Below are 22,331 nucleotides of genomic sequence, written 5' to 3' on the forward strand. Positions count from 1 at the left end.
GACGTGAGCAGGCTGCAGCAGACCCACGGGTTGACGGACGAGCAGCGGGAGATCATCGCGACCGTCCGGGCGTTCGTCGACAAGGAGATCCTCCCGGTCGCGACCGGGCTGGAGCACGCCGACGCCTACCCCCAGGCGATCGTGGACGGCATGAGAGGGCTCGGGCTCTTCGGCCTGACGATCGGCGAGGAGTACGGCGGGCTCGGGGAGTCGCTGCTGACCTACGCGCTGGTCGTGGAGGAGCTGTCGCGCGGCTGGATGAGCGTGTCGGGCATCGTCAACACGCACTTCATCGTCGCCTGGATGATCGCCCAGCACGGCACCGCCGAGCAGCGGGCGCACTACCTGCCGAGGATGGCCGCCGGCGAGATCAGGGGCGCGTTCTCGATGTCGGAACCGGACTGCGGGTCGGACGTCTCGGCCATCAGGACACGCGCCGTCCCGGACGGGGACGACTACGTGATCGACGGCCGGAAGATGTGGCTGACCAACGGCGGCTCGGCGAACCTGGTGGCGACGCTGGTGAAGACCGACCCCGCCGCGGGCCACCGCGGCATGACCGCGTTCCTGGTCGACAAGGAGCCCGGCTTCGGCGAGGTCGCGCCCGGCCTCACCGTCCCCGGCAAGATCGACAAGATGGGCTACAAGGGCGTCGACACCACCGAGCTGATCTTCGACTCCTACCGGATCCCGTCCGCGCAGGTCCTGGGCGGGACGCCCGGACGCGGCTTCTACCAGATGATGGACGGCGTCGAGGTCGGCCGCGTCAACGTGGCGGCGCGCGGCTGCGGCGTGGCCCGCCGCGCCTACGAGCTCGCCCTGGACTACGCGCGGCGGCGCGAGACGTTCGGCAGGCCGATCGCCGAGCACCAGGCCGTCCTGTTCCGCCTGGCCGAGATGGCCACCAAGGTCGAGGCGGCGCACCAGATGACGGTGATGGCGGCGCGCCGCAAGGACTCCGGCGAGCGCAACGACCTGGAGGCGGGGATGGCCAAGTACCTGGCCGGCGAGTACTGCAAGGAGGTCGTGGAGGACGCGTTCCGCATCCACGGCGGCTACGCCTACTCCACGGAGTACGAGATCGAGCGCCTGTACCGGGAGGCCCCGATGCTGCTGATCGGCGAGGGCACCGCCGACATCCAGAAAATGATCATCGGCCGAAGGCTGCTGGAGGAGCGGTGACCGGTGCGGGCGGCGGGCTGCCGCTGGAGGGGATCACCGTCGTCGCCCTGGAGCAGGCGGTCGCGGCGCCGTTCGCCACGCGGCAGCTGGCCGACCAGGGCGCCCGCGTCATCAAGGTCGAGCGCGTGGACGGCGGCGACTTCGCCCGCGCCTACGACACGGGCGTGCGCGGCGGGCTCGGCACGCACTTCGCGTGGCTCAACCGGTCCAAGGAGTCCGTCGCGCTCGACCTCAAGCGGGACGAGGGCCGCGCGGTCCTCGCCGACCTGGTCGCGCGCGCCGACGTGTTCCTGCAGAACCTGGCGCCCGGCGCGGCCGCGCGACTCGGGTTCGGCGCCGGGGAGCTGCGCGCCCGCGACCCCCGGCTGATCGTGGTCGAGATGTCCGGCTACGGGACGCGGGGACCGTACCGGGACAAGCGCGCCTACGACATGCTCGTCCAGGCCGAGGCGGGACTGGTCTCGGTCACCGGCACGCCCGAGACCCCCGTAAAGGCCGGGTCGCCGCTGGCCGACATCGCGGCCGGGATGTACGCCTTCTCCGGGACGCTCGCCGCGCTCGTGCGGCGCGGCGCCACCGGTGAGGGCGCGACCATCGAGATCACGATGTTCGACGCGGTCGCCGAGTGGATGGGCCAGGCGATGTACACGACGCTCTACACCGGCTCCCCGCCGCCGCGCACGCGGCTGAGCCATCCCGTGATCGCTCCGTACGACGCCTACCCGACGGCCGACGGCGCGGACGTGGTGATCGGCGTCCAGAACGACCGCGGGTGGGCGGCCCTGGCCACCGGCGTGCTGGAGCGGCCCGACCTCGTGACCGACCCCGAGTACGCGACGAACCGGGCGCGGGTCCGCAACCGGGAGGAGGTGGACGCGCTCGTCGCGGGCGTCACGTCCCGCATGGGACGGGAGGAACTGCTGCGGCGGCTCGACGAGGCGGGCGTGCCGAACGCGTCCCTGAACGACGGGCACGGCCTCGTCGCCCACCCGCAGCTCGCCGAGCGGGACCGGTGGCGGGAGGTGGGCTCGCCGGTCGGCGGCATCCGGGCCCTCCTGCCGCCGATCACGTTCGCCGGCGCCGAGCCGCGCATGGACCCGATCCCGGCGCTCGGCGAGCACACCGACGCCGTGCTGCGCGAGCTCGGTCGCGACGACGCCACCATCGAGGCGCTGCGCTCCTCCGGCGCGGTCGCCTGACCACCGCGACCGCCGGCGGCGCCGCCCCCGGGCCGGCGGATATCGTGGCGGCATGGCCAGCCAGACCCCCGCCTCAGTCCCCGGCCGCCGCAGGGAGGAACTGCGCGACTTCCTGCGCACCCGCCGCGCCCGCCTCGCCCCCGCCGACGTCGGCATGCCCGACGGGGGGCGGCGCCGGACGCCGGGCCTGCGCCGGGAGGAGGTCGCCGTCCTCGCGGGGGTCGGGGTGTCCTGGTACACGTGGCTGGAGCAGGGACGCGACATCAAGGTGTCCGGGGACGTCCTCGACGCGATCGTCCGGGCCCTGCGGCTGGATCGCGCGGAGCGCGAGCACCTGTACCTGCTCGCCGGGCTGAACCCGCCGCAGGCGGAGGCGGGTCCCGCCCTGCCGATCACGCCCGAGCTGCGCCGGGTGCTGGACGCGTGGTCCCCGCGCCCCGCCTACGTCCGCGACCGGCACTGGAACTTCGTCGCCATCAACGACGCGGCCCGCGAGGTGTTCGGGTACGGCGACACCGACCACAACTGCCTGGTCACCTACTTCACCAACGTCCGGTACCGGTCGATGCACACCCACTGGGCCGCCGCCGCGCCCGACGTCGTGGCGCGGTTCCGCGCCGACGCCGCCCGCTACCCCGACGACCCGGAGTTCGGCCGGATCACCGCGGACCTGCTGGCGGTCAGCCCCGAGTTCGCCGAGCTGTGGCCGCGCCACGAGGTGAGCGCGGGCGCCCAGGCGGTCAAGGGCATCAGGCACCCGGACGCCGGCGAGCTGGTCTTCGAGGGCACGCTGCTGCCGCTCGCCGACCGTCCGGGCCACCACCTGGTGCTGCACAACCCGCGCCCCGGGACCGGCACGCAGGAGCGCCTCGAACGGCTGATGGCGCGCCGCGCCCTCGCCGCCGCCGGCTGACGCGGCCTCCCCGCCGCCGACCCCCGGGCCCAGGGTGGTGGTGCCACACCCAGGATGAGCGGAGTCTGTTTACCCTGCGGCCCGTCCAGCACGATCGTCCACATGAGGAACGAAGGAGACATCATGAGGACGCGGGACTTCGCCGGTACGCCGGTGGGCGCCGTCGGGCTCGGGTGCATGGGCATGAGCTGGGCCTACAGCGAGTCGGAGCGCGACGACGACGCCTCGGTGGCGCTGATCCGGGAGGCGCTCGACCTCGGCGTGACGTTCCTGGACACCGCGCAGCCCTACGGCGACGGCCACAACGAGGCCCTCGTCGGGCGGGCGCTGGCGGGACGCCGGGACGGGGCGGTCGTGGCCACCAAGACGGGCCTGGTCGTGGAGTCTCCGGCCACCCGGAAGCTCGTCCGGAACGGAACGCCGGAGCACGTCAAGGCGTCCGCCGAGGACAGCCTGCGCCGCCTCGGCACGGACGCGATCGACCTGTACTACCTGCACCGGGTCGACCCGCGGGTGCCCCTCGCTGAAACGTGGGGCGCGATGGCCGAACTGGTGGCCGAGGGCAAGGTCCGCAGGCTGGGCCTGTCGGAGGTCAGCGTCGCGCAGGCCGCCGAGGCGCACGCGATCCACCCGGTCGCCGCCGTCCAGTCGGAGCTGTCGCTGTGGACCCGCGACGCCATGGGCGAGCCCGGGGGGATGGCCGGCACCATGCCGGGCGACTCCACCGGGACCGGGGACGGGCCGGGCGACGTGGTCGGCTGGTGCGCCGCCAACGGCGCGGCGTTCGTGCCGTTCTCGCCGCTCGGCCGCGGCTTCCTCACCGGGACGCTCACGTCGGCCGACTTCGAGGACACCGACTTCCGCGGCGGCAACCCGCGCTTCCAGGAGGAGGCGCTGAAGGCCAACCTGCGCATCGTCGAGGTGGTCAAGGCGGTCGCCGCGCGGCACGGCGCCACGCCGGCCCAGGTCGCCATCGCCTGGACGCTGGCGCAGGGCGAGCACGTGATCCCGATCCCCGGTACCAAGAAGCCGAAGTACCTGCGTGACAACGCCGGCGCCGCCGGCCTGGACCTCACCGAGGCCGACCTCGCGCAGCTGGACGGCGTCCCCGCGGCCGTCGGGGGGCGTTACTGATGCGGGCCGTCACGATCCCCGAGTTCGGCGGCGCGGACGTGCTGCGCCAGGCCGAGGTGGATGTCCCCGAGCCCGGGCCGGGGCAGGTGTCCATCGACGTCGCGTACGCGGGCGCGAACTTCGCCGAGGTCCTCTACCGGCGGGGCGTCGTGGACGTGCCGCTGCCGTTCGTCCCCGGCATCGAGGTGTCCGGGCACGTCCGGGCGGTCGGGCCGGACGTGGAGGGGCTGCGCAGGGGCCAGCCCGTCGCCGCCCTGACGATCGTGGACAGCGGCGGCTACGCGGACGTCGTGGTCACCTCCGCCGACCTCGTCGCACCGCTCGACGGCCTCGGCCTCGGGCTGGACGTCGCGGCGGCCGTCCCGTCCAACGGGGCCACCGCGTTCCTCGTCCTGGACCGGGTCGCGCGCATCGAGCCGGGCGAGACCGTCCTGGTGCATGCGGCCGCCGGGGGTGTCGGGAGCCAGCTCGGCCAGGCCGCCCGGCTGCTCGGCGCGGGCCGGGTGGCCGGCACGGTCGGCGGCCCCGCCAAGATCGAGACCGCGCGCGGGTTCGGCTACGACGACGTGGTCCTGCGCGACGCGCTGCCGGGCGAGGTCGCGGGCCTCACCGCGGGACGCGGGTTCGACATCGTCGTGGACATGGTGGGCGGCCCCGCCCGGCGCGCGAGCCTGGACGCCCTCGCCCCGATGGGCCGGATGGTCGTGATGGGCAACGCGTCCGGCGCCGACGACGTGGGCGTGTCGGCGAACGAGCTGTGGTTCACCAACAAGACGGTGTCGGGGTTCAACCTCGCGGCGTTCGCGGGGGTCGCGCCGGCCGACGCCGGACGCGCCCTGCGCCGCGCGGTCGCCGCCGCCGCGTCCGGCGACCTGCGGGTCCAGGTCGAGGAACTGCCCCTGGAGCAGGCCGCCGAGGCGCACGAGCGCATCGAGTCGGGAGCCACCACCGGCAAGCTCGTCCTGGCGGTCGGGGGATGACCTCAGGAGGCGGCCCCCGGCCGGAAGGCGGTCATCTCGCCGCCTTCCGGCCCGGGGCCGGGGCCTGGGCGGCCAGGGCCAGCAGCTCGTCGACCGTCCACTGGTCGTAGGCGTGCTCGCCGTACCCGGCCGCGACGATCCTGCCGTCGGAACCGATCAGGAAGTCGGCGGGCAGGCCGAAGCGGCCGCCGTCGGGCAACAGTCTGGGGGCTCGCTCCCGTCGCCGCAGGATGTCCCAGGTGCCGCGGGTGACGGCGCGCAGGACCGTCCCCCACGCGCGCGGGGCGAGCAGCGCGCGCCGCGCCGACTCGACGCCGAACTCGGCGTACAGCCGCTTCCTCGGGTCGCCGACCACGGGGAACGGCAGGCCGTCGACGTGCTCGCGCAGTTCCTCGGCGGAGGAGTGGAAGACCACGACCTCGCGGATCCCGGCGGCCTCGATCTCGTCGTGCCGCCGCACGATCGAGCGCAGGTGCAGATTGCAGATCGGGCAGCCGGCGAACCGGCGGAACTGCAGGTGGACGAGGTGGCCGGGGTCGGGGACGGGAACCGGCGGCCCGATGACGGGGGTCAGCTGCCGCGCGGGGACGTCGGAACCAGGTGCCAGTCGCATGGGGCGGTCCTTTTGGAGTATGTCGTACGCCTACCACTGTAAGTGTATGCCGTACGCTGTCAGGCGCCATGCCTCGACCACGCTCGCTCAGCACCGAGCGGCTCGCGGGAGCCGCGCTCGCCGTCATCGACCGGGACGGCCTCGCCGGGCTGTCCATGCGCGCCGTCGCCCAGGAGCTGGGCATGAGCACCATGGCGCTCTACCGGTACGTGCGCGACCGCGAGGAACTGGAAGGGCTGGTCGTCGACATGGTGTACGCCGAGGTCGATCCGGCGCCGCCGCCCGCCGGCCCCTGGGAGGCGCGGATCGAGGCCATGGCCCTGCGGCTGCGGGACGCGTTCGGCGCGCACGCCGCGATCATGCCGCTGACGCTCACCCGAAGGCACGCCTCGGCGGGATCGCTGTGCTGGGGCGAGACGGTCGCCGGAATCCTCACAGACGCGGGCTTCACCGGCCCGCGCGCGGCGATCGCGCTCCGCGCGCTGATCGCCTACATCGTCGGCGCGATCCAGCTGGAGCACCTGGGCGGGCTCGACGGGGAGGGGACCGCGGTCATCGCCGCGCTGCCCGCCGACGAGTTCCCCCATCTGACGCGGACCGCGCGGCACGGCCGCCGGATCGGCCCCGACGAGGAGTTCCGCGGGGGCCTGGCGGCCGTACTGCGCGGTCTGGGCGAAGGCGCGTCCTAGCCTCTCGGGGCCCGGCCGCCCGCCAGGTACGACTGCTGCGCGGCGATGGCCTCGGCCGCCTGCCGCACGATGGAGCCGATCAGGTCGGCGCAGTCCGGCAGGTCGTCGATCACGCCGACGACCTGCCCCGACGCCATCACGCCGAGGTCGGGGCGGCCGTCCACCATGGCGGCCTTCAGCAGCATGGGCGTGTTGGCGGCCATCAGGACCTGCGACCACGACAGGTCCTTGCCGTGCTTCATCGCCTTCCCGTCGGCGATCATCTCCCGCCACGACATGCCGGAGAGCTTCTTGAACCGGGCGCCGTTGCGCAGCGCCCGGACGAGCCCGCCGACGCGGCCGGAGTCCTCCAGCGCGTCGACCAGCCCGCTGCGCAGCACGCGGTGCGGCATGCCGTCCACCTGGCGCGTCACCACGGTCTCGCCGGTCTGGAGGTAGACCCGCTTGACCGCGTCCGGAACCGAGCTGTCGGACGTCAGCAGGAACCGGGTGCCCATCGCGACGCCCGCCGCGCCGTAGGCGAGCGCGGCGGCGAGGCCCCGCCCGTCGAAGAAGCCGCCGGCCGCGATCACCGGGATGTCGACGGCGTCCACGACCTGGGGGAGCAGCAGCGTGGTGGCGACGGGGCCGGTGTGCCCGCCGCCCTCGCCGCCCTGCACCAGGACGGCGTCGGCCCCCCAGCCCGCGACCTTCTCCGCGTGCCGCCGCGCGCCGACCGACGGGATCACCACGAGCCCGGCGTCCTTCAGCTTGGCGATCAGCTCCCGCTTGGGCGCGAGCGCGAACGAGGCGACCCTCACGCCCTCCTTGATGAGCAGGTCGATGCGGTCGCCCGCGTCCCCGGCGTCGGCCCGCAGGTTGACGCCGAACGGGGCGTCCGTGCGCTCCTTGACCTCGTGGATCGCGTCGGCGAGCTGGTCGAGCGTCATCGTCGCCGACGCCAGCACGCCGAGCCCGCCCGCGTTCGCCACGGCCGTGACGAGCCGCGGGCCGGCGACCCAGCCCATTCCCGTCTGGACGACCGGGTGCCGCACGCCCGTCAGGCGGGTCAGCGGCGTGTCGAGCACCTGCCCGTTGCCCGCTTCGCTCATGCCTGCTCCTTGCGAGGGGGCGACCCCCCGCACCCCCCGGCCCGCTTCGCTCATGCCTGCTCCTTGCGAGGGGGCGACCCCCCGCACCCCCCGGCCCGCTTCGCTCATGCTGGGACCTCGCGCTCGCGCAGGCCCTTGGGGTCCAGGACGTCGCGCATGATCCGCAGTTCCTCGGCGTCCGGCCGCCGCGTCTCGGGCACCTCGTCCGGGACGGCGAGTTCGAAGCCGGTCGCCTCGACCACGTCCTCGACGCGCACGCCGGGGTGGACCGAGCGCAGCCGCATCCGCCTCTCCGGGGTCTCGAAGTCGAGCACCGCCAGGTTGGTCACCACGGCGCGGATCTCGTGCGCGCCGCGGTCCCAGCCGACGCCGCTCACCATGTCGACCTTCTCGGTGAACACGCGGGTGGAGTGCTTCGGCACCCAGTAGCTCGTCGTGTTCAGCAGCGTGTTGCCCGGCCCGCCGCGCACGCCGAGGAGCTGCCGGGAGGGCTGCTTCCAGTCGCCGATGCAGGAGATGTTGGTGTTGCCGTGCGCGTCGATCTGGCTCGGCCCCATCACCACGTGCCGCCGCCCGTTCAGGACGAGCCACAGGTGGTCGCGGAAGGGCAGCCAGCCCTCGACCGTCCCGGCCGGCGCGCCGAGCGGGACGGGCTCGGCGCTCAGCGACGGCCCGCCGTCGGTGGTCAGCAGGTCGGGCGCGAACGTCGCGCGCGCCAGCCGGGACCCCAGCATCGGGACGAACCCCGCCACCGCCGCCGCGACGATCTCCCCGTCGCCCCGGAACAGGTCCGCGCACGCGGCCGCGCACACCTCGGCCCTCGTCGCCTCGCTCATCGCGCCTCCTCCCGCCAGACCCGGACCGCGTCCTGGTAGGCGGCCTCGTCGCCGGAAAGGAACCGCTCGCTGAAGGCCGACCACCGGTCGGGATCGGCCGCCGACTGCGCGTACAGCTTCTGGAACGCCTCGTCCCGGCCGAAGTCGGGCAGGCAGTCGGTGAAGTGCGCGCCGTTCGGCGTCTCGACCACGCCCGCCACCTGCGACCGGCTGATCAGCAGCGACTGCACCGGCCCCTCCTTCGCGAAGTCGGCGGTGTCGACGAGCCGCTCGCACGACACGTACGTCCGGTCGGCCGCCTTGGCGAACAGGTCGTCCATGTACGGGTCGGGGCCGAGGTACTGGGCGTTGCCGCGCGCGTCGGCGCGGTTCATGTGCACCAGCGCCGCGTCCATCCGCAGCGCGGGGACGGCGACGAGCTCCTGCCCGTCCTCGTAGGGCGACCGGACCGTCCGCAGTTCCGGGTTGACCCTCATCACGTCGGAGCCGAGGCCGACCGGGGTGGGCAGGAACGGCAGCCGGTGCGCCGCCGCGTACAGCCCGAACATGAACATGCCCTCGTCGTACTCGGTCAGCTCGATGGCCCCGGACTGGCGCGCCTGCCGGAAGTGCGGCTCCAGCGGGATCGAGTCCATCGTCACGAACGCGGTGACCAGCCGGCGGACCTTGCCCGCCGCGCACAGCAGCCCCACGTCCGGCCCCCCGTAGGCGACGATGGTGAGGTCGGTGACCGGGGAGCGCAGGATCGCCCGCACCAGCGCCATCGGCTTGCGCCGCGAGCCCCAGCCGCCGATCCCGATCGTCATGCCGCTCTCCAGCGAGCCCGCGACCTCCTCGACGGACATGACCTTGGAACTCATCGTGCCCCCTTGGCGACGAAGGCGTCGCGGTGCTCGTCGCCCGCGCCGACGAGGTTCAGCTCGAACGTGAACCCCTGCTCGTAGCGGTAGCTGCGTTTGACGTCGACCGGGTCGATGCCGTTGAGCGACTCCTTGGCGCGCCGGATCACGTACCGGTCCTTGGCGGCGATGCCCGCGGCGACCTCCATCGCCTTGGCGCGCAGCTCCTCGGCGGGGACGACCTCCAGCACCGAGCCGTGGTGGCGCAGCTCCTCGGCCGTGACGTTGCGGCACGTGTAGACCATCGCGCGCATCAGGTGCTGCGGGACGAGCCGGGCCAGGTGGGTGGCGGCGCCGAGCGCGCCCCGGTCCACCTCGGGCAGCCCGAAGTAGGCGTCCCGCGAGGCGATCACGATGTCGGCGTTGCCCGCCAGGCCGACGCCGCCGCCGAGGCAGAAGCCGTGCACGGCGGCCACGACCGGGACCTCGCAGTCGTAGACGGCCGCGAACGCCGCGAAGCAGCCGCGGTTGGCGCCGACCAGCGCGGCGTGGCCCTCGGTGCTCTGCATCTCCTTGATGTCGACGCCCGCGTTGAAGCCCCGGCCCTCGGCGCGGAGCACGACGGCGCCGACCCCGGGGTCGCGGCCCGCCGCGAGCACCGCGTCGGCCAGCTCGTACCAGCCCGCGACGGTCAGGGCGTTGACCGGCGGCGCGTCCACGACGATCTCGGCGACCCCGTCCAGGGTCGTGGTGGAGACTCCCATGCGCTACCTTTCCACCAAACATTTGTTAGAACAGACGGTAGCAGAGCCGTCCGGAGGAGGCGGAATGTCATCGGAGCCGGAGGCGGCATGTCACTGACGCTCGACCTGGGGGGCAGGACCGTCGTGGTGACGGGGGGCGTCCGGGGGGTGGGCGCCGGGATCAGCCGCGCCTTCCTGGAGGCCGGAGCCGAGGTGGTCGCGGTCGCCCGCCGCGAACCGGAGGCGGTGCCCGAGGCAGAAGGACGAACCGCGCGGTTCGTCTCGCTGGACGTGCGCGACCCCGACGCCGTGCAGGAGTTCGCGGACGGCCTCGACCGCGTGGACGTGCTCGTCAACAACGCGGGCGGCGCCCCGTACCTGCCGGTGGCCGACGGCGCCCTGCGCACCCACGTCAAGATCATGGAGCTGAACCTGACGGCGCCGCTGATCATGGCCCGCGCGCTGCGTCCGCGGATCATGGAGGCCGGGGGCGGCTCGGTGATCAACATCGGCAGCGTCAGCGGGGTGCGCCCGTCGCCGGGAACCGCCGCCTACGGCGCCGCCAAGGCGGGGCTGCACAACCTCACCCAGTCCCTGGCCGTCGAGTGGGCGCCGCACATCCGGGTCAACACGCTCGTCCTCGGCATGGTCCGCACCGAACTGGCGCACCTGCACTACGGAGACGAGAACGGCGTCGCCGCGGTGGCGGCGACCGTCCCGCTGGGGCGGCTCGCCGACCCCTACGACATCGGCGCCGCCTGCGTGTTCCTGGCGTCCGACCTGGCGTCCTACGTGACCGGCTCGTCGATGCAGGTGCACGGCGGGGGAGAGCGGCCCGCCTTCCTGGACGCCGCCACCGTCAACAAGGAGGAAACGCGATGATCTGCAAGGACCGGGTGGTCGCCGTCACCGGCGCCGGACGCGGCCTCGGCCGCGCGCACGCGCTGGAGTTCGCCCGGCAGGGCGCCCTCGTCGTCGTCAACGACCTCGGCGTCGCGCGCGACGGCACCGGCGACGCCTCCGAGGGCCCCGCCCACGACGTCGCGCGGGAGATCGAGGCGCTCGGGGGGCGGGCGGTCGCCAGCACCGACGACATCGCCACCGACGAGGGCGCCGCCGCGCTGGTCGCCGCGGCGACCGGCGCGTTCGGGCGGCTGGACACCCTGGTCAACAACGCCGGGTTCCTGCGCGACCGGATGCTGGTCAACCTCGGTGAGGACGAGTGGGACGCCGTCATGCGCGTGCACCTCAAGGGCCACTTCCTGCCGCTCAAGCACGCCGGGCGGTACTGGCGGGCCGAGAGCAAGGCCGGCCGCGCCGTGGACGCGCGCGTCGTCAACACCTCCTCCGGCGCCGGCCTGCTCGGCAGCGTCGGCCAGGGCAACTACTCCGCCGCCAAGGCGGGCATCGTCGGGCTGACCCTCGTGGCGTCCGCCGAACTCGGCCGGTACGGCGTGACGGTCAACGCGATCGCGCCCGCCGCCCGCACCCGGATGACCGAGGAGGTCTTCGCGCAGACGATGGCCGCCCCCGCCGAGGGCGAGTTCGACGCCATGGCGCCCGAGAACGTCTCGCCGCTCGTCGTCTGGCTCGGTTCCGCGCAGTCGCGCGACGTCACCGGGCGGGTCTTCGAGGCAGAGGGCGGCAAGATCTGCGTGATGGACGCCTTCCGCCACGGCCCCGCCGCGGACAAGGGCGCGAGGTGGGACCCGGCCGAGGTCGGCGACGTCGTCAAGAACCTCCTGGCGAAGGCTCCCGCTCCAGAACCGGTGTACGGAGCGGGCTGACCGGCACCCGCGCCTCGGCGCGCCGGGCGCTCGTCAGCGCGGCCGGTAGTCGTCCATGTACCGGCGCACCTTCTCGGCGTAGGGCCGGACCCTGGCCGGGACGCCGCCCGTCTTCACGACCGTCGTGGCGGAGGTGCGGTAGGCGGCCGCCAGGTTCAGCGCCGGGTCGCCCGGCACGCTCTTCAGATCCTTCCCCCAGTAGCACAGGAACCGGCCCATCGCGGGGATCGACAGCTCAGGGGTGATCTGGGCGGGCCTCGGCTCAGGGTTGTCGAGGCCGCCGGGCTGCCAGAACGCCAGCACGCGCGGGGTCCACCGGGCGATGCCGTACTCGTCGCTCGCCGGGTCGGCCAGGCGCGGGTCGAAGCCGCTCTCCGCCTTCAGCATCGCCGCGATCAGCGCCGGGCTCAGCCCGCGCAGCTCGCACCACGTCCCGGCCTGGACGATCAGGTCGCGGTAGCGGGCGGGGACGTCGGATCCCGCCCGCAGCCACTGCCGGTTCCGCTCCTGCGGCGGGGCGCCGCCGTCGCCCCGGTGGGGGAGCCCCGCGAACGCCACGGCGGCCACGGCCACCGCGGTGGCCGCTCCGGCCGCCGCGACCGCCCGCCGCCGGCCGCGCGGGCGCTCGCCCGGTGGACGCCTCCTCCGCGCGGGCGCGCCGGTGCGCGTCTCCTCGGAGGCCCGCGCCAGCGCCTCCCCGAAGTCCGCCGCCGACGCCCAGCGCCTGTCGCGGTCGGGGTCGAGCGCACGCGTCACGGCCGCGCCGACCCCGGACGGGATCGCGGCCCGGGTCTGCCCGAGCGGGCGCGGCGGCACGGCCGGCGGCTCGCCGGTCAGCAGGTGGTGGGTCAGCGCGCCGAGCCCGTAGACGTCCGCGCGGCGGTCGGGCGCGCCGTCCACCTGCGTCTGCTCGGGCGCCATGTAGCCGGGCGAGCCCGCGGGGAGCGTCAGCCTCGACAGGTGCTCCCCGGTGCGCGCGATACCGAGGTCGGCGATCATGATGCGCTCGCCGCCGCCGGCCGCCGACCTCAGCAGCACGTTGGACGGCTTCAGGTCGCGGTGCACGATGCCGAGGTCGTGCAGTTCCTGCACGCCCCGGATGATCTCCTGCGCGGTGCGCAGCGCCTCGTCCGGCGGGAGCGGCCCGCCGGCGAGCCGCTCGGCCAGCGTGCCGCGGTCGGCGTAGGTCATCACGAAGTAGGGCCGGCCGTCCGGCAACTCCCCGATGTCGAAGACCTGCACCAGCCGGTGCGAGTCGGCGCGGCGCAGCAGCCGCGCCTCCTGGACGAACCGGTCCCGCACGTCGGTGCGCAGCGTCCAGTGCCCGGCCAGGACCTTGATCGCGACGGGGGAGTCGAGGTCGGGATCGTGCCCCAGCCAGACCGAGGCGAAGCCGCCGGATCCGAGGTGGCTGTCGATCCGGTAGCGTCCGGCGGCGATCGGGGTCTCCACGTCTCCCAATCATGAATGACGGGCCGGTGCCCGCGCAGTGGCTTTCGGTGAAGGATCAGGTGCGGATCGTGGCCGGGGCGGGAGGAATGCGCCTTCCCGGCACGGCGTTGTAAGACCGGATAATGGATCGCCCCGACCGGGTCGTTCCGGCTACGGTGCGAAGGTTGTGGGGTGAGCGGGGCCCTGGGGGCCTGGAACCCTATCCTTGTCGATGGTTATGGGGACGAGTGTGGAATCGCCGCTCGCCGGCCTGCGCGCGCGCCTGCCGCAGTTGATGCTGCGCGACCAGCACCGGCTGCGCCGCAGGATCGACGGCGCCCAGAAGACGCGCGACGCCGCGCGCCGGGCGAGGGTCGCCGAGGAGATCGCCGCCGACGTCGAGGCCGCCGAGCGGCGCGTCGAGCGGCGGCGCCTCGCCGTGCCCGAGATCACCTATCCGGCGCAGCTGCCGGTGTCGCAGAAGAAGGACGACATCCTCGCCGCGATCCGCGACCACCAGGTCGTGATCGTCGCGGGCGAGACCGGCTCCGGCAAGACCACCCAGATTCCCAAGATCTGCCTCGAACTCGGCAGGGGCGTGCTCGGCTCCATCGGCCACACCCAGCCGCGGCGGCTCGCCGCGCGGACGGTCGGCGACCGCATCGCCGAGGAGCTCGGCACCGAACTCGGCCAGACCGTCGGCTACAAGGTGCGCTTCACCGACCGGTCGAGCGACGACACGCTCGTGAAGCTGATGACCGACGGCATCCTCCTCGCGGAGATCCAGACCGACCGGCTGCTGCGCCAGTACGACACGCTCATCATCGACGAGGCGCACGAGCGCAGCCTGAACATCGACTTCCTCCTCGGCTACGTCAGGGAGATCCTGCCCCGCCGCCCCGACCTCAAGGTGATCATCACCTCCGCGACGATCGACCCGGAGCGGTTCTCCGCGCACTTCGGGGACGCGCCGATCGTGGAGGTGTCCGGGCGCACCTATCCGGTCGAGGTCCGGTACCGGCCCGTCACCGACCCGGACGACCCGTCCGCCGACCCCGACCGCGACCAGGTCCAGGCGATCGTCGACGCGGTCGACGAGCTCGGCCGCGAGGGGCCCGGCGACGTCCTGGTGTTCCTCAGCGGCGAGCGGGAGATCCGCGACACCGCCGACGCGCTCACCAAGCACTTCACCCGGCAGCGGGGGACGACCGAGGTCCTGCCGCTGTACGCCCGGCTGTCGTCGGCAGAGCAGCACCGGGTGTTCCAGGCGCACCGCGGGCGGCGGGTCGTGCTCGCCACCAACGTCGCGGAGACGTCGCTGACCGTCCCCGGCATCAAGTACGTCGTCGACCCCGGCACCGCGCGCATCTCCCGCTACAGCCACCGGCTGAAGGTGCAGCGGCTCCCGATCGAGCCGGTGTCGCAGGCCTCGGCGAACCAGCGCAAGGGCCGCTGCGGCCGCGTCTCCGAGGGCGTGTGCATCCGGCTGTACTCCGAGGAGGACTTCGAGTCCCGCCCGGAGTTCACCGAGCCGGAGATCCTGCGGACCAACCTCGCGTCGGTCATCCTGCAGATGACCGCGCTCGGCCTCGGCGACATCGCCGCGTTCCCGTTCGTGGAGCCGCCCGACCGCCGCAACGTCAAGGCCGGCGTGGACCTCCTCCACGAGCTCGGCGCGATCGACCCGGCCGAGAAGGACCCGCGCAAGCGCCTCACCCCGCTCGGCCGCCGGCTGGCCCAGCTGCCCGTCGACCCCCGCCTCGGGCGCATGATCCTGGAGGCCGACCGGGGCGGCTGCGTCCGCGAGGTGCTGATCATCGCGGCGGCGCTGTCCATCCAGGACCCGCGCGAGCGCCCCGCCGAGAACCAGCAGGCCGCCGACGAGCGGCACCGCCGCTTCGCCGACCCCGGCTCCGACTTCCTCGCCTACCTGAACCTGTGGAACTACCTGCGCGAGCGGCAGGCGGAGCTGTCGGGCAGCGCGTTCCGCCGCATGTGCAAGAACGAGTTCCTGCACTACCTGCGCATCCGCGAGTGGCAGGACCTGCACGGCCAGCTCAAGCAGGTCGCCAAGTCCCTCGGCGTCACGCTGAACACCGCCGACGCGCCGCCCGACCGCATCCACACCTCGCTGCTCGCCGGCCTGCTGTCCCACATCGGCCTGATGGACGTCGACAAGAAGGAGAAGCAGCGCCGCGGGCAGGAGTACCTCGGCGCCCGGGGCGCGAAGTTCGCGGTGTTCCCAGGGTCGTCGCTTTTCAAGAAGCCGCCGCGCTGGGTGATGTCGGCGGAGCTGGTCGAGACGTCCCGGCTGTGGGGGCGGATCAACGCCAGGATCGAGCCCGAGTGGGTCGAACCCCTCGCGCAGCACCTGGTGAAGCGCAACTACAGCGAGCCGCACTGGTCGAAGAAGCAGGCGGCCGTCATGGCGCGCGAGAAGGTCACCCTCTACGGGGTCCCGATCGTCGCCGACCGCCGCGTCAACTACGGCGCCATCGACCCGGCCCTGTCGCGCGAGCTGTTCATCCGGCACGCGCTCGTCGAGGGCGACTGGGAGACCCACCACTCGTTCTTCCACGACAACCGCGCCCTGCTGGACGAGGTGGAGGAACTGGAGCACCGCGCCCGGCGCCGCGACATCCTCGTCGACGACGAGACCCTCTTCGACTTCTACGACGCGCGGATCCCCGAGGACGTCGTCTCCGGGCGGCACTTCGACGCCTGGTGGAAGAAGGCCCAGCGCGCCGACCCCGACCTGCTCGGGTTCGAGAAGTCGATGCTCATCAACGAGTCCGCGGGCGGCGTCAGCGAGGCCGACTACCCGGACGTGTGGCAGCAGGGCGCGCTGCGGCTGAAGCTCACCTACCAGTTCGAGCCGGGCACCGACGCCGACGGCGTCACCGTGCACATCCCCGTCCAGGTCCTCAACCAGGTGCGGCCCGCCGGCTTCGACTGGCAGGTGCCGGGCCTGCGCACCGAACTGGTCACCGAGCTGATCCGGTCGCTGCCGAAGCAGCTGCGCGTGAACTTCGTCCCGGCGCCCGACTACGCCCGCAAGATCCTCGACCGCGTGGCGCCGCGCACCGAGCCCCTGCTGGACGCCCTGGAGCGCGAGCTGACCGCGATGACGAGCGTGCCTGTCGCGCGGGAGGCGTGGGACCCGTCCCGGCTGCCCGCCCACCTGCGCATCACGTTCCGCGTCCTCGACGCCGCGGGCCGGACCCTCGGCGAGGGCACCGACCTGGACGAGCTGAAACGCCGCCTCGCCGGGAAGGTGCGCGGGACGCTGTCCAAGGCCGCGTCCACGATCGAGCGGTCCGGGCTCACCGAGTGGACGATCGGCGAGCTGCCCCGCACCTACGAGCGCAACCAGGCCGGCTACGACGTCAAGGCCTATCCCGCGCTCACCGACGAGGGCGGCACCGTGGCCGTCCGCATGTACGAGACGGAGGCCGAGCAGCGCCGCGCGATGTGGCTCGGCACGCGGCGGCTGATCCTGCTGAACGCGCCGTCGCCGGTGAAGCTCATCCAGGGCCGCCTGACCAACCAGGGCAAGCTGGCGCTCAGCCACAACCCACACGGATCGGTCGCGGCGCTGTTCGACGACTGCGTCACCGCCGCCGCCGACCGGCTCATCGCCGAGGCGGGCGGGCCCGCGTGGGACGAGGACGGCTTCCGCGCCCTGTACGACCGGGTCCGCGCCGGCCTGCACGACGCGACCGCCCAGATCGTCGGCCTGGTCGAGCGGATCCTCGCCGAGGCGCACGAGATCGACCGGCGGCTGCGCGGCACGGCGAGCCTCACCCTCGTGCCCGCGCTCACCGACGTCCGCGGCCATCTCGGCACGCTCGTGCGGCCGGGGTTCGTCACCGCGACCGGCTGGGCCCGGCTGCCGGATCTGCCGCGCTACCTGCGCGCCCTGCAGGTGAGGCTCGACAAGCTCCCCGAGAACCCGGGGCGCGACCGCATGCTCGCGCACCAGGTCGAGGTCCTGGCGCAGGAGTACGACCAGACCCTGCGCCGGCTCCACCCCGCCCGGCGGGAGGAGGAGCCGGCCCGGCAGATCCGCTGGATGCTGGAGGAGCTGCGGGTCAGCCTCTTCGCCCAGCAGCTCGGCACCCGCTTCCCCGTCTCCGACAAGCGCATCCGCAAGGCGATGGCCCAGCTCTAGCCGGGCGTGCGCGCGAACAGCTCCAGGTGCCCGCACCGGCGGCACCGCAGGGCGTCGATCTGCCAGCGAGGCCGGCCCATGCGCTTCGCGCCGCCGAGCAAGCCCTTTTCCAGCGGGCCGAGGATCCAGCGGGCGTAGCCCTTGGAGTGCTCGCCCGCGTCCTCGATGAAGCCCTGTTCGAGGTCGTCGCCCTCGCATTGCGTGCACGTCGGCTGGGTCATGCGGGGAGATTAGCGGGTCACGCGGGCGAGAGAGCGGCGGTCCTGGTTGATCGAATACGGGTGATACTGGGCCATGGCCTTGCGGGAGTACTACCCACCGATCGAGCCGTACGACTCCGGGCTGCTGGACGTCGGCGACGGCGACCGCGTCTACTGGGAGACCTGCGGCAATCCCGACGGACTGCCCGCGGTGTTCCTGCACGGCGGGCCCGGAGGGGGACTGCTGCCCGACCAGCGGCGGTTCTTCGACCCGGCCCGGTACCGCATCGTCCTGTTCGACCAGCGCAACTGCGGCCGGAGCCTGCCCTGCGCCGGCGACCCTGCGGTGCCGCTCGACCGCAACACCACACCGCACCTGGTGGCCGACATGGAGCGCCTGCGCGAGCACCTGTCGATCGAACGCTGGCTCGTGTACGGCGGCAGCTGGGGGAGCACCCTCGCGCTCGCGTACGCGCAGGCGCACCCCGACCGGGTCGGCGCGATGGTGCTGCGCGGCATCTACCTCGTCCGCCCCTGGGACGAGGCGTGGGGGCTGGCCCCGACCGGCGCGGCGCGCCTGTTCCCGGCCGAGTGGGCGGCCTTCCGGGACGCGATCCCGCCCGCCGAGCAGGGCGACCTGCTGTCCGCCTACGGCCGCCGGGTCGGCCACCCGGACCCGGCCGTCCACGTTCCGGCCGCCCGTGCCTGGGCCGCGTGGGAGCTGGCGGCCAACACGCTCCTGCCCGTCCCGCCGCCGGAGCTGGACGTCGCGGTGATGGTGGCCTTCGCCCGCATCATGAACCACTACATCGCGAACGGGGGCTTCCTCCCGCCCGGGGGCCTTCTCGCGGGCGTGGACCGGATCCGGCACATCCCCGCCGTGATCGTGAACGGGCGGTACGACGTGAAGACGCCGCTGGAGCAGGCGTGGGACCTGCACCGCGCGTGGCCGGAGGCGGAATTCCACATCGTCGAGGACGCCGGGCACGGCGGCGGCGAGCCCGGCACGCGCGACCGCCTGATCGAGGCCACCGACGCCTTCGCCGCTCACTTTCCCGCGAAGTGGGCGCCCCCACATGTACCACCCAAGTCACTGCAGTGACGGGCGGGGGTGCGTAAGGTTCATTCCATGCCTAACAGCGAAGAGCGCGACAATAGCGGCCCGGAGGAGACGGCCGCGGCTCCCCAGGGCGCGGTCTCCGAGGGCTCGGCGTACGAGGGCACAACGTACGAGAGCGCGGTGTACGAGGGCACGGGGTCCGGGGCGCCCGTCGAGACCGCGGTCGCGCGCATGGGCGACCCGGTCACGGTCTGGCCGTGCGCCAACTGCGGGCGTCCCGTCCCGCAGCCGGTCGGCGCCGCCCGCACCGTCCGCTACTGCCAGGACAACGACGGGGCCTGCGCCCGCGAGGCGCGCGAGCGCCGCGACCGCGGCCGGGACGCGCCGGGCCTCACCGGGCAGGTCGCGTCGGCGTGGGAGATCGTCGAGCGGATGGAGCGGGCCGCCGACGCGCTCGCCGACTCGCTGACCTCCGAGCTGAGCGTCGCCGGCGTGGAGCGCCGCGTCGCCGAGGTGCGGGCCGAGGCCGCCCGCGAGCTCGCCATCGCGCAGAGCGAGCGCGACGCCTCCCAGCGCAAGGCCGAGGAGGCGTGGCACGAGGCCGTCTCGTCCCGCAAGCGCGCCGAGGCGGCCGAGGGGGAGGCCGGCCGCGCCCGCGAGGAGGCCAGGCTCGCCACCGCCAAGCGCGACGCCGCGCAGCAGGCGTGGGAGGAGGCCCACCAGATCGCGCAGCAGTCCATGACGGCCAAGCTCGCCGCTGAGAGCGAGCGCGACCGGGTCGCGGCCCGGGAGAGCGAGCTGCTCGCCGCGCTGGAGGCCGCGCGGGCCGAGCTCGTCGGCCTGCACGCCAAGCTCGCCGAGGCGGAGGGCGCCGCCGAGGCGCAGCGCGTGGAGGCCGCGGTCGCCAAGCAGGGCGCCGAGGACCTGCGCAACGCCATGCGCGACACCGAGGCCCAGCGGCAGCGCGCCATGCAGGCCGCCAGCAAGGCCGAGGCCGAGCGCACCACCGCCATGCGCGCGCAGTCCGAGGCCGAGGCGGAGGTCGTCCGCGCCAACGCCCGCGCCGACGAGGCCGCCAAGGAGCGCGACGCCGCGCTGGCGCAGGCCGCGGCCGCGACGTCCGAGCGGGACGAGCTGAACACCAAGGTCAACGACCAGGCGGTGCAGCTAGGGCAGCTGTCGCAGTCGGTCGCCGAGCAGCAGGCGGCGCTCACCGCCCTCGCCGAGGAGCGCGACGCCGCCCGCGCCGAGGCCGACCGCGCCCGCCGCCAGATCGACCAGCTCACCCACAACACGCTGTCGTCGAACTTCCCGCCCGGCGGCCGGATGTCCGGCGGCGGCCACCCCGGGCCCCCGCCCGGCGCGCCGCCCGCCGGAGCACCCGGCCCCGCCCCGGCTCCCGGCATGCCGCCGGGCCCGCCCCCGATCGGCGGCCCCTTCCCGGGCGGATCCCCCGCCCGTCCGGGCGCGCCGGCCCCCCTCGGGCTCCCCGTCCCGAGCCCGGCTCCCGTCCCGAACGGGACGCCGGCCTCGGCCACCGGCGGCCACCCCGCGCCGGGCGGCCACCCCCCGAACCACGGCCGCCCCCTCAACGGCGCGGACCGGGAGGACCCCCTGTTCACCGGCCCCTGACCGCCGAGGCCCGGGCGGCCACGCCGTCCGGGCTCAGCCGAGGCCGGCCACCAGGACCAGCGCCAGTGCCAGCGCCGCCACCGAGGCGGACATCAGGACCCGGGCGCGCTCCCTCGCCGCGGTGCGCCGCGGCGTGAGGACCCTCCGATGGCCCCGCGCCATGTCCACCGCGGCGCGGCGGGCGTTCTCCCAGTAAGCCCCCGTGTACAGGGCCAGCGCCGCCAGCCCCACGATGAGTAATCCGTCTCCGCGCATCGATCCGCCTCCCGTTTTCCGCGGAAGCTCAGATTGAACAGCGGATCCGGCGCGAGTGACAGTGTCGGACGACACAATGCGCCGAAACAGGCAAACTCCGGCGGCTCCGCCGTCGGAACGTCGGCCGGACGGTCAGCGCCCGAACGTCTCGGGATCGACCTCGATCCATATCTGCTCGGCGCGGCCCAGCAGCCGCCCGCCCGCCCCGTACAGGGCGGTCGCCGCGTGCATCTTGCGGCCCTCGCGGCTGCGCGCGAACCCCATCACCACACACCGCTCACCGGCCCGCGGAACGTCCATGACCTGCGCCGTCATCGTGCCGAGGACCGCCGGGCGGCCCGCCACGTCGAACGACCAGCCGCCGGGGCAGTCGAGCGCCGCCCACACCAGCTCACGCTCGGGCACCCGCTCGGGGACCCACGGCGCCGCGACGGTGCCCTCGGTGACGGGGCCCGGTTCGAGCCGCAGCCCGTCGCCGGGCTCGCGGTCCGGCCCGCACACGAAGCAGCCGGGGAACGGGTGGTTCTCCGCCGCCCGGTACTTCTCCGCCGCCTTGAGCGCCTCCTCGAACGGGACGGCCGCGATGGGCGGCACCACGATCGCCCCCGCCAGCGCCTCGGCGATGAGCCGCTCGCCGTCCCACAGCCGCGCGCTGTGCCCGCGCTCGTCCTCCACCGTGACGGCGAGCTCGGTCTCCAGCGGCGGCGGCCGCCGCAGCGTCACGGTCACCGTGTCGATCGGGACCCTCCCCGCCAGGCGTCCCGCCACGTATCCGCCGTTCCCGGACCCCTCCGGCCCGTGGAACCGCCTCTCGATGATCATTTCTATGTCCCCCGTGCTCACGTACGCCAAACCAAAACGGGACCGATCATATTGAGCCCCGACGACAACCCACCCCCCGGGGGTAGCCGGGCGCCGCGCGCGCTACACGGCCCGGGAGGGCTGCGGCCTGCCCGGACGGGTGGTGAAGAAGACCGAGAGGGAGCCGCGCAGGCGCGCCCGGACGGTCTCCTCGTCGACGGGGCCGTCGGCGGGGACGGGGGTCCGGTCGAGCGCGCGGGCGATGAGCAGGTCGACGTTGCGGTCGGCGACGAGGACCGAGCACGTGTCGCACCCGTACCAGGGGTAGAGCATGTTGAGGACGGCCACGGCGGTGTCGTCGTCCGACAGGTGCGTGGTGTCGAGCTCGACCTCGAACATGTCGGTGTCGTCGGGGTCGAGCGTCGGGTAGTAGAGCCACTGCGGCGCGGCCACGCCGCAGAAGTCGCATACCTGGTCGAGCGGGGCGGGCTCGCCGACCGCGAGCTCGAGCTCGTGGTCCCACGGCTCCACCCGCCGGTTGTGGCGGTAGCCGACCCCGTCGAGCGAGCCCTCGCGGTTGTGCGTCACGTCGTGCACCTCGCCGCCGCAGCGGGCGCACATGAAGCCGAGGTCCTCCATGTCCCTCCCCGATCGCTGAGGCACCGGCTCTCACATTATCCGGCCGGACGCCTCGCTCGTACCAGGCCGCGGCGTTCGGGTACGTTGAGGGTCCTTCACCGACGCAACCGCCCCGGCGACCCCGGTCTCCCGCGTC

At 74.0% G+C, this 22,331-nt stretch carries 21 protein-coding genes; 11 read left to right on the forward strand and 10 right to left on the reverse strand.

From position 1 onward, the window contains the following. Positions 1 to 3 precede the first annotated feature (3 nt). The 5 genes from BKA00_RS05850 to BKA00_RS05870 all read left to right on the forward strand — a co-directional run bounded on the left by BKA00_RS05850 (position 4) and on the right by BKA00_RS05870 (position 5,408). Positions 4 to 1,182, forward strand: a complete 1,179-nt coding sequence (locus BKA00_RS05850) for an acyl-CoA dehydrogenase family protein (protein WP_185023939.1) — start codon at positions 4 to 6, stop codon at positions 1,180 to 1,182. After that, positions 1,179 to 2,381, forward strand: a complete 1,203-nt coding sequence (locus tag BKA00_RS05855) for a CaiB/BaiF CoA transferase family protein (protein ID WP_185023940.1) — start codon at positions 1,179 to 1,181, stop codon at positions 2,379 to 2,381. The genes BKA00_RS05850 and BKA00_RS05855 overlap by 4 nt, the downstream gene beginning before the upstream one ends. A 52-nt stretch (positions 2,382 to 2,433) precedes the next feature. After that, entirely contained in the window at positions 2,434 to 3,294 is an 861-nt protein-coding gene (locus BKA00_RS05860; protein ID WP_185023941.1) for a helix-turn-helix transcriptional regulator, read from the forward strand. A gap of 123 nt (positions 3,295 to 3,417) precedes the next feature. Continuing rightward, positions 3,418 to 4,428 carry an aldo/keto reductase gene (locus tag BKA00_RS05865; RefSeq protein WP_185023942.1) on the forward strand — a complete coding sequence of 337 codons (1,011 nt, stop codon included), beginning with the start codon at positions 3,418 to 3,420 and terminating at the stop codon, positions 4,426 to 4,428. Beyond that, entirely contained in the window at positions 4,428 to 5,408 is a 981-nt protein-coding gene (locus tag BKA00_RS05870) for a quinone oxidoreductase family protein (protein ID WP_185023943.1), read from the forward strand. The genes BKA00_RS05865 and BKA00_RS05870 overlap by 1 nt, the downstream gene beginning before the upstream one ends. Positions 5,409 to 5,439: 31 nt before the next feature. On the opposite strand, the gene BKA00_RS05875 is transcribed toward BKA00_RS05870, so the two are convergent. Next, positions 5,440 to 6,021 carry a peroxiredoxin-like family protein gene (locus BKA00_RS05875; RefSeq protein ID WP_185023944.1) on the reverse strand — a complete coding sequence of 194 codons (582 nt, stop codon included), beginning with the start codon at positions 6,019 to 6,021 and terminating at the stop codon, positions 5,440 to 5,442. A gap of 68 nt (positions 6,022 to 6,089) precedes the next feature. Here BKA00_RS05875 and BKA00_RS05880 point away from each other — a divergent pair, with 68 nt between their 5' ends. Next, positions 6,090 to 6,710, forward strand: a complete 621-nt coding sequence (locus BKA00_RS05880; RefSeq protein ID WP_185023945.1) for a TetR/AcrR family transcriptional regulator — start codon at positions 6,090 to 6,092, stop codon at positions 6,708 to 6,710. Here the strand turns inward: BKA00_RS05880 and BKA00_RS05885 are convergent. The 4 genes from BKA00_RS05885 to BKA00_RS05900 form a co-directional block, all read right to left on the reverse strand. Continuing rightward, positions 6,707 to 7,801, reverse strand: a complete 1,095-nt coding sequence (locus tag BKA00_RS05885) for an NAD(P)H-dependent flavin oxidoreductase (protein WP_185023946.1) — start codon at positions 7,799 to 7,801, stop codon at positions 6,707 to 6,709. The genes BKA00_RS05880 and BKA00_RS05885 overlap by 4 nt on opposite strands. Positions 7,802 to 7,905: 104 nt before the next feature. Next, on the reverse strand, positions 7,906 to 8,637 hold the full coding sequence (locus BKA00_RS05890) for a CoA-transferase subunit beta (RefSeq protein ID WP_185023947.1): 732 nt from the start codon (positions 8,635 to 8,637) through the stop codon (positions 7,906 to 7,908). Beyond that, the gene (locus BKA00_RS05895; RefSeq protein ID WP_185023948.1) at positions 8,634 to 9,497 is read right to left on the reverse strand and encodes a CoA transferase subunit A; all 864 of its coding nucleotides are present in this window, start codon (positions 9,495 to 9,497) and stop codon (positions 8,634 to 8,636) included. Before BKA00_RS05895 ends, BKA00_RS05890 begins: the two co-directional genes overlap by 4 nt. Continuing rightward, on the reverse strand, positions 9,494 to 10,240 hold the full coding sequence (locus BKA00_RS05900) for an enoyl-CoA hydratase family protein (protein ID WP_185023949.1): 747 nt from the start codon (positions 10,238 to 10,240) through the stop codon (positions 9,494 to 9,496). Before BKA00_RS05900 ends, BKA00_RS05895 begins: the two co-directional genes overlap by 4 nt. 87 nt (positions 10,241 to 10,327) lie before the next feature. Here BKA00_RS05900 and BKA00_RS05905 point away from each other — a divergent pair, with 87 nt between their 5' ends. Next, positions 10,328 to 11,101 carry an SDR family oxidoreductase gene (locus BKA00_RS05905; RefSeq protein ID WP_185023950.1) on the forward strand — a complete coding sequence of 258 codons (774 nt, stop codon included), beginning with the start codon at positions 10,328 to 10,330 and terminating at the stop codon, positions 11,099 to 11,101. Further along, on the forward strand, positions 11,098 to 12,006 hold the full coding sequence (locus tag BKA00_RS05910) for an SDR family oxidoreductase (protein ID WP_185023951.1): 909 nt from the start codon (positions 11,098 to 11,100) through the stop codon (positions 12,004 to 12,006). Before BKA00_RS05905 ends, BKA00_RS05910 begins: the two co-directional genes overlap by 4 nt. A gap of 33 nt (positions 12,007 to 12,039) precedes the next feature. On the opposite strand, the gene BKA00_RS38150 is transcribed toward BKA00_RS05910, so the two are convergent. Next, entirely contained in the window at positions 12,040 to 13,458 is a 1,419-nt protein-coding gene (locus BKA00_RS38150) for a protein kinase domain-containing protein (RefSeq protein WP_230299274.1), read from the reverse strand. Between the two features lie 217 nt (positions 13,459 to 13,675). On the opposite strand from BKA00_RS38150, the gene hrpA reads away from it, so the two are divergent. After that, positions 13,676 to 17,608, forward strand: a complete 3,933-nt coding sequence (hrpA, locus tag BKA00_RS05920; RefSeq protein WP_185023952.1) for an ATP-dependent RNA helicase HrpA — start codon at positions 13,676 to 13,678, stop codon at positions 17,606 to 17,608. On the opposite strand, the gene BKA00_RS05925 is transcribed toward hrpA, so the two are convergent. Next, the gene (locus BKA00_RS05925; RefSeq protein WP_185023953.1) at positions 17,605 to 17,829 is read right to left on the reverse strand and encodes a hypothetical protein; all 225 of its coding nucleotides are present in this window, start codon (positions 17,827 to 17,829) and stop codon (positions 17,605 to 17,607) included. The genes hrpA and BKA00_RS05925 overlap by 4 nt on opposite strands. A gap of 79 nt (positions 17,830 to 17,908) precedes the next feature. Between BKA00_RS05925 and pip the strand changes: the two genes are divergently transcribed. Beyond that, a complete protein-coding gene (gene pip / locus BKA00_RS05930; RefSeq protein ID WP_221493652.1) occupies positions 17,909 to 18,910 on the forward strand; it encodes a prolyl aminopeptidase in 1,002 nt (333 codons plus the stop codon). A gap of 27 nt (positions 18,911 to 18,937) precedes the next feature. Next, positions 18,938 to 20,500, forward strand: a complete 1,563-nt coding sequence (locus BKA00_RS05935; RefSeq protein WP_185023955.1) for a coiled-coil domain-containing protein — start codon at positions 18,938 to 18,940, stop codon at positions 20,498 to 20,500. A 33-nt stretch (positions 20,501 to 20,533) separates the two neighbouring features. On the opposite strand, the gene BKA00_RS05940 is transcribed toward BKA00_RS05935, so the two are convergent. From BKA00_RS05940 to BKA00_RS05950, 3 genes are all read right to left on the reverse strand, one after another. Then, a complete protein-coding gene (locus BKA00_RS05940; protein ID WP_185023956.1) occupies positions 20,534 to 20,755 on the reverse strand; it encodes a hypothetical protein in 222 nt (73 codons plus the stop codon). 132 nt (positions 20,756 to 20,887) lie between these two features. Then, complete coding sequence (locus BKA00_RS05945) at positions 20,888 to 21,577, reverse strand: hypothetical protein (protein ID WP_185023957.1); 690 nt, start codon at positions 21,575 to 21,577, stop codon at positions 20,888 to 20,890. A 102-nt stretch (positions 21,578 to 21,679) separates the two neighbouring features. Then, positions 21,680 to 22,195 (reverse strand): hypothetical protein, encoded by a 516-nt coding sequence (locus BKA00_RS05950; RefSeq protein WP_185023958.1) that lies wholly within the window; start codon positions 22,193 to 22,195, stop codon positions 21,680 to 21,682. Positions 22,196 to 22,331 lie beyond the last annotated feature (136 nt).

It is taken from the genome of Actinomadura coerulea (assembly GCF_014208105.1).
In the GTDB taxonomy this organism is placed as follows: domain Bacteria; phylum Actinomycetota; class Actinomycetes; order Streptosporangiales; family Streptosporangiaceae; genus Spirillospora; species Spirillospora coerulea.

Excerpts from the sequence above, each read along its gene's own strand:
- BKA00_RS05860 (WP_185023941.1), top strand. The coding sequence starts at position 2,434 with ATGGCCAGCCAGACCCCCGCCTCAGTCCCCGGCCGCCGCAGGGAGGAA.
- BKA00_RS05865 (WP_185023942.1), top strand. The coding sequence starts at position 3,418 with ATGAGGACGCGGGACTTCGCCGGTACGCCGGTGGGCGCCGTCGGGCTC.
- BKA00_RS05870 (WP_185023943.1), top strand. The coding sequence starts at position 4,428 with ATGCGGGCCGTCACGATCCCCGAGTTCGGCGGCGCGGACGTGCTGCGC.
- BKA00_RS05875 (WP_185023944.1), bottom strand. The coding sequence starts at position 6,021 with ATGCGACTGGCACCTGGTTCCGACGTCCCCGCGCGGCAGCTGACCCCC.
- BKA00_RS05880 (WP_185023945.1), top strand. The coding sequence starts at position 6,090 with ATGCCTCGACCACGCTCGCTCAGCACCGAGCGGCTCGCGGGAGCCGCG.
- BKA00_RS05885 (WP_185023946.1), bottom strand. The coding sequence starts at position 7,801 with ATGAGCGAAGCGGGCAACGGGCAGGTGCTCGACACGCCGCTGACCCGC.
- BKA00_RS05890 (WP_185023947.1), bottom strand. The coding sequence starts at position 8,637 with ATGAGCGAGGCGACGAGGGCCGAGGTGTGCGCGGCCGCGTGCGCGGAC.
- BKA00_RS05895 (WP_185023948.1), bottom strand. The coding sequence starts at position 9,497 with ATGAGTTCCAAGGTCATGTCCGTCGAGGAGGTCGCGGGCTCGCTGGAG.
- BKA00_RS05900 (WP_185023949.1), bottom strand. The coding sequence starts at position 10,240 with ATGGGAGTCTCCACCACGACCCTGGACGGGGTCGCCGAGATCGTCGTG.
- BKA00_RS05905 (WP_185023950.1), top strand. The coding sequence starts at position 10,328 with ATGTCACTGACGCTCGACCTGGGGGGCAGGACCGTCGTGGTGACGGGG.
- BKA00_RS05910 (WP_185023951.1), top strand. The coding sequence starts at position 11,098 with ATGATCTGCAAGGACCGGGTGGTCGCCGTCACCGGCGCCGGACGCGGC.
- hrpA (WP_185023952.1), top strand. The coding sequence starts at position 13,676 with ATGGGGACGAGTGTGGAATCGCCGCTCGCCGGCCTGCGCGCGCGCCTG.
- BKA00_RS05925 (WP_185023953.1), bottom strand. The coding sequence starts at position 17,829 with ATGACCCAGCCGACGTGCACGCAATGCGAGGGCGACGACCTCGAACAG.
- BKA00_RS05935 (WP_185023955.1), top strand. The coding sequence starts at position 18,938 with ATGCCTAACAGCGAAGAGCGCGACAATAGCGGCCCGGAGGAGACGGCC.
- BKA00_RS05940 (WP_185023956.1), bottom strand. The coding sequence starts at position 20,755 with ATGCGCGGAGACGGATTACTCATCGTGGGGCTGGCGGCGCTGGCCCTG.
- BKA00_RS05945 (WP_185023957.1), bottom strand. The coding sequence starts at position 21,577 with ATGATCATCGAGAGGCGGTTCCACGGGCCGGAGGGGTCCGGGAACGGC.
- BKA00_RS05950 (WP_185023958.1), bottom strand. The coding sequence starts at position 22,195 with ATGGAGGACCTCGGCTTCATGTGCGCCCGCTGCGGCGGCGAGGTGCAC.